Raw genomic sequence first — 4,971 nt, forward strand, 5'->3', positions numbered from 1 at the left:
AGACAACAACATACGATTAAAAACGTACTTTCCCAAACCATTAAAAATATGCATGAAGAGGATATTACTAATGTTGGTATTTTATTAAATGATATTCATGCAAAACGTAGCAAATATGGTTATGGGTACGGTTACGGATATGGTTACGGGTATGGTTATGGACATGGATATTATGAAGAGTAATAAATTTCTATGTTCAATCCTGGTTTATAGAATAACTTGCAATTAAATCCCGTTCTACACTCTGCTGGAGCAGAAGCAATGGTATTGAACACATTCCAGCACTCTACAGACAAGATTCGTACGGTATTGAATACTTTCTCGCTCTTTGCGGAAACAGACCACAAGTAAATTGATGAGAATAAAAAAGCCTGCAACACAATGGATGCAGGCTCTATCTTTTATTAATTAAAACTTAAATTACATCAGGAATGACAGCAGAATACCTGCTGCAACGGCCGAACCAATAACTCCAGATACGTTTGGTGCCATTGCATGCATTAACAAGTGGTTGTTTGGATCAGTTTTCAGTCCTTCATGCTGAACAACACGAGCTGAATCAGGCACAGCTGATACACCTGCTGCTCCAATAAGCGGATTAATTTTATTATCGTCTTTTAAGAACATATTCATAATTCGAGCAAAAATCAACCCTCCTGCTGTGGCCACCATAAACGATACGGCACCTAATCCAAAAATCTTTAATGAAGCAGTAGTTAAAAAGTAATCTGCCTGAGTAGAAGCACCTACTGTGATACCTAGTAGGATAGTTACAATGTTGATCATTGAGTTACGAGCAGTATCGGCCAGGCGTTCTGTTACACCAGACTCTTTTAATAAGTTCCCAAAGAATAACATACCCAGCAATGGCAATGCTGATGGAGAAATAAACGTCGTTAATAGTAACCCGATGATTGGGAACATAATTTTCTCAGTCTTCGAAACAGCACGTGGTGGTTTCATTTTAATAGTACGCTCATGTTTTGGTATGATTAAGCGCATTATTGGCGGTTGAATCACTGGCACCAATGCCATATAAGAGTATGCTGCAATAGCAATGGCACCCATTAATGTTGGTGCTAGCTTAGATGACAAGAAAATCGCAGTCGGACCATCAGCTCCACCAATAATACCAATTGCCCCCGCCTCCTGAGGTGTAAAGCCTAAAGTCGAAGCACCTAAAAACGTTGCGAAAATACCCACTTGGGCTGCTGCACCAAGAATCATTAATTTAGGATTGGAAATGAGTGACGAAAAATCGGTCATCGCTCCAATTCCGAGGAAGATCAGAGGTGGATAAACACCTTGCTGCACACCAAAATACAGGTAATTCAATACTGAACCCTCTTCGTAAAGGCCAATCTTATAGCCAGCTAAAAATGGTACATTACCTAAGATAACACCTGTTCCGATCGGGATTAATAAAAGTGGCTCATAATCGTATCTGATGGCCAGGAAAATAAAGAATAAACCAACACCAATCATTATGAAATTGGTGAAATGCGCATTGGCAAAACCGGTAAAGTTCCAAAATGTTTCCAGCCCTTTTGATGCATGATCTATAAAGGTGTCGCCAGCAGCATCTGGGCCGGCAGCGAATACTTCAAAACCACCTCCAATGAATTGGAGGCTGAATAAAAGCGATAAAACACCAAAAAGAGTGATAAATCTTTTCATAATTAATTTTTATTCAATGGTATAACTTTCCTTGCGAAATTATACCATTTCAATTAATACATCGTTTTGTAATACTGCATCACCAACTGATACTTTAATAGAAGCAATTGTACCGTCTTTTTCAGCTAATACATTGTTTTCCATTTTCATGGCTTCCATTACTAACAAAACATCACCCTTTTTCACAGTGTCTCCTTCGTTAACCAATACTTTGAAGATATTACCAGGAAGTGGCGCATTTACCTTAATGGCTTTGCCACCATCTTTCTTAGTAATAAACCCTTCACCTGGCTTACGCTGAATTTCTTTACGAACCAGCTTTGGTGTTTTGGCTTTTTTAACTTCCTGATGTATTTCTACTTCGTAACTTGTGCCGTTCACCTCTAATTGAGCAATATTTTCCTCAAGGTCTTTAAGATGAACATCATATTTATTACCTCTTATGGTAAAACTAAACTTTTTCATGTCCTGTTATCTGGGGAAATTAACATTGTTAAAACTATACACTTTAGAACTCCATGGAGAGTAACGCTTCTTCACCTCTTTAATGGTGATAACATTACTTTCTTCATCGTGCTGTTCGTTAAAAAATAGGTGCAAAGCCATGGCAATAGCCGCATTGGTTTCTCCAGTGATTACCAATTCATCATCTATGTCTACAACCACCTCTTTCTTTGCCCTTCTGTTTTTTCTTCGAAGCGCACGTCTTGTGCCCCATCTTAAAATTTTTGGGACAGTTAAAAATACGCCGATCAAGAACACCAAAGCCACAAATACTATGAACCAACCTAGTACGGTAATGGTCCATGTCATTGAGTCTACGATTAATAAATTCATGTTTCTGCGGTTTAAAGTGGAATATTTGAGTGCTTCTTAGGAGGATTAGTCACTTTCTTAGTTTGTAAGTTCTGGAAAGCTCTAATTACTCTAAAACGTGTATTTCTTGGCTCAATAACATCGTCAATGTAACCATAAGAAGCCGCCTGATATGGATTTGCAAATGACTCTTCGTATTCATCTGTCTTTTTCTGAGCATATTCAGCTTTCTCCTCTTCAGTCCCTAGCTTAGAAATAGCTCTACCTTCCAATACCTCAATAGCTCCTTTTGCACCCATTACAGCGATTTCTGCCATTGGCCATGCATAGTTAAAATCACCTCTTAGTTGTTTAGATGACATCACATCGTGGGCTCCACCGTATGACTTACGAATTGTAACAGTCACTTTTGGTACTGTAGCCTCACCATAAGCAAACATCAATTTTGCACCATGGATAATGATACCTGCATACTCCTGACCTGATCCTGGTAAGAATCCCGGAACATCAACCAATGTTAAAATAGGAATATTAAAGGCATCACACATTTGTACGAAACGAGCTGCTTTACGCGATGCATCACAATCTAAAACACCTGCCAGATAATTTGGCTGATTAGCCACAACACCAACTGATTGACCATCTAAACGGCAGAATCCGGTAATGATGTTTTTAGCATAGTTACGGTGTACTTCTAAAAACTCACCATCATCAGCAATAGAGAAGATAACATCATTCATATCGTATGGCAAATTCGGATTATCTGGTACGATATTGTTTAATGCATCATCCATACGATCAATAGGATCGTTACACTCCAAAACCGGAGCTTCCTCCATATTGTTTTGTGGTAAATAAGAAACCAATTTGCGGATAAGCAACAAGCCTTCTTCTTCGTTTTCACACTTGAAGTGAGCTACACCCGACTTAGAAGCATGTACATCAGCCCCCCCTAAATCCTCAACAGTGATTTCTTCTCCGGTAACAGTTTTAACAACCTTAGGACCCGTAACAAACATATATGATGAATCTTCAGTCATCATAATAAAGTCAGTTAATGCCGGTGAATAAACCGCACCTCCGGCACAAGGACCAAAAATGGCAGAAATCTGAGGAATAACACCTGAGGCAAGAATATTACGCTCAAAGATTTCAGCATACCCTGCTAATGAAGTTACACCTTCCTGTATACGAGCACCACCCGAATCGTTGATTCCAATAACAGGTGCACCCACTTTCATGGCCATATCCATTATCTTACAAATTTTCTGAGCCATTGTTTCAGACAATGAACCTCCGAATACTGTAAAATCTTGCGCATAAACATAAACAACACGACCATCGATAGTACCATGTCCTGTCACAACACCATCACCAAGAATCTTATTCTTTTCCATACCAAAATTGGTACAACGATGCGTCACAAACATATCCAGCTCTTCGAAAGAACCTTCATCTAACAATACTTCGATTCTTTCGCGTGCCGTCATTTTGCCCTGCGAATGTTGCTTTTCAATACGCTTTTCTCCGCCACCCAATTTTGCTTCTGAGCGGAGGTCAATTAGTTTCTTAATTTTATCCTGAGTTGACATATAGAATAGTAAGAATTTAGTCTGAAATGGGATTATTTATTAGGATCTTCACATAATTCGGTTAATACACCAAATGTTGATTTAGGGTGTAAAAATCCAATATTTAAGCCTTCAGCACCTTTACGGGGAGCTTTATCAATTAATCGAACACCCTGCTCTTCAGCAAATGTCAATTTCTCAGCTAAATTTTCAACGGCAAATGCCATGTGGTGAATACCTTCTCCTTTTTTCTCAATAAATTTACCAATCGGCCCCTCAGGATTTGTCGATTCCAATAGTTCAATTTTTGTATCACCAACTTTAAAGAAAGCAGTCTTAACCTTTTGATCAGCAACTTCCTCAATTGCGTAACACTCTAAACCATAAACTTTTTCAAAGAAAGGAATTGCTTCATTCAAGTCTTTAACTGCGATCCCAATGTGCTCAATATGCGTCGGCTTCATATCTAATAATTTATTGTTTAATAAAAATGATTCAACAAAAGTAGAAACTAATAAAAGCTTTTCCGCATTTTTAGTATTAAAAAAAGATTGTTTTAAAACATATAAAGCCTATGAAATAAGGTTAAATAGTAATAAATCAAACTTGTTAGATATTTGTATACTTACTTTATTTATGGGTACTACAGTTAATGACTAATTGGGAAATGCTTTTAAATTGTAAGGAAAATTGAAAATTATTGTAAGTTAATTTAGAATTATTCTTACTATTTGTAAGTAATGCTATCTATATTAGATCAATTACTTTTCATTTCTGACATTCATCAGCTAAACAAATAACAAAAGGCAGAAAAATGTATGTGTTGAGATGTTGAGAAGCTTATAGTCTTTATTAAACACAAAAAACCCCTTATTCGTTTGAATAAGGGGTTTCTGAAAAAAAAGGC

General features: G+C 37.4%; 5 protein-coding genes and 1 pseudogene. 1 reads left to right on the plus strand and 5 read right to left on the minus strand.

The window, feature by feature from the left end; translation table 11 throughout:
- Window positions 1-183: pseudogene (locus AC4MRQ_RS24875) on the plus strand (hypothetical protein); the annotation flags it as partial.
- A gap of 237 nt (window positions 184-420) precedes the next feature.
- Here AC4MRQ_RS24875 and AC4MRQ_RS24880 read toward each other — a convergent pair.
- From AC4MRQ_RS24880 to mce, 5 genes are read right to left on the minus strand one after another with little or no spacing between them, the layout of a single operon-like run.
- Window positions 421-1,677, minus strand: coding sequence for a sodium ion-translocating decarboxylase subunit beta (locus tag AC4MRQ_RS24880; RefSeq protein WP_491200438.1), 1,257 nt, complete (start codon window positions 1,675-1,677; stop codon window positions 421-423).
- A 39-nt stretch (window positions 1,678-1,716) separates the two neighbouring features.
- Complete coding sequence (locus tag AC4MRQ_RS24885) at window positions 1,717-2,142, minus strand: biotin/lipoyl-containing protein (protein ID WP_491200439.1); 426 nt, start codon at window positions 2,140-2,142, stop codon at window positions 1,717-1,719.
- 6 nt (window positions 2,143-2,148) lie between these two features.
- Window positions 2,149-2,514 carry an OadG family protein gene (locus tag AC4MRQ_RS24890; protein ID WP_491200440.1) on the minus strand — a complete coding sequence of 122 codons (366 nt, stop codon included), beginning with the start codon at window positions 2,512-2,514 and terminating at the stop codon, window positions 2,149-2,151.
- Between the two features lie 11 nt (window positions 2,515-2,525).
- Entirely contained in the window at window positions 2,526-4,085 is a 1,560-nt protein-coding gene (locus tag AC4MRQ_RS24895; RefSeq protein WP_491200441.1) for an acyl-CoA carboxylase subunit beta, read from the minus strand.
- Window positions 4,086-4,117: 32 nt separating this feature from the next.
- Window positions 4,118-4,528: a methylmalonyl-CoA epimerase gene (gene mce / locus AC4MRQ_RS24900; RefSeq protein WP_491200442.1), complete on the minus strand. Its 411-nt coding sequence runs from the start codon at window positions 4,526-4,528 to the stop codon at window positions 4,118-4,120.
- Window positions 4,529-4,971 lie beyond the last annotated feature (443 nt).

It is taken from the genome of Carboxylicivirga sp., from assembly GCF_982718395.1.

Coding starts and splice junctions, on each gene's coding strand:
- AC4MRQ_RS24880 (WP_491200438.1), bottom strand. CDS start 1,677: ATGAAAAGATTTATCACTCTTTTTGGTGTTTTATCGCTTTTATTCAGC.
- AC4MRQ_RS24885 (WP_491200439.1), bottom strand. CDS start 2,142: ATGAAAAAGTTTAGTTTTACCATAAGAGGTAATAAATATGATGTTCAT.
- AC4MRQ_RS24890 (WP_491200440.1), bottom strand. CDS start 2,514: ATGAATTTATTAATCGTAGACTCAATGACATGGACCATTACCGTACTA.
- AC4MRQ_RS24895 (WP_491200441.1), bottom strand. CDS start 4,085: ATGTCAACTCAGGATAAAATTAAGAAACTAATTGACCTCCGCTCAGAA.
- mce (WP_491200442.1), bottom strand. CDS start 4,528: ATGAAGCCGACGCATATTGAGCACATTGGGATCGCAGTTAAAGACTTG.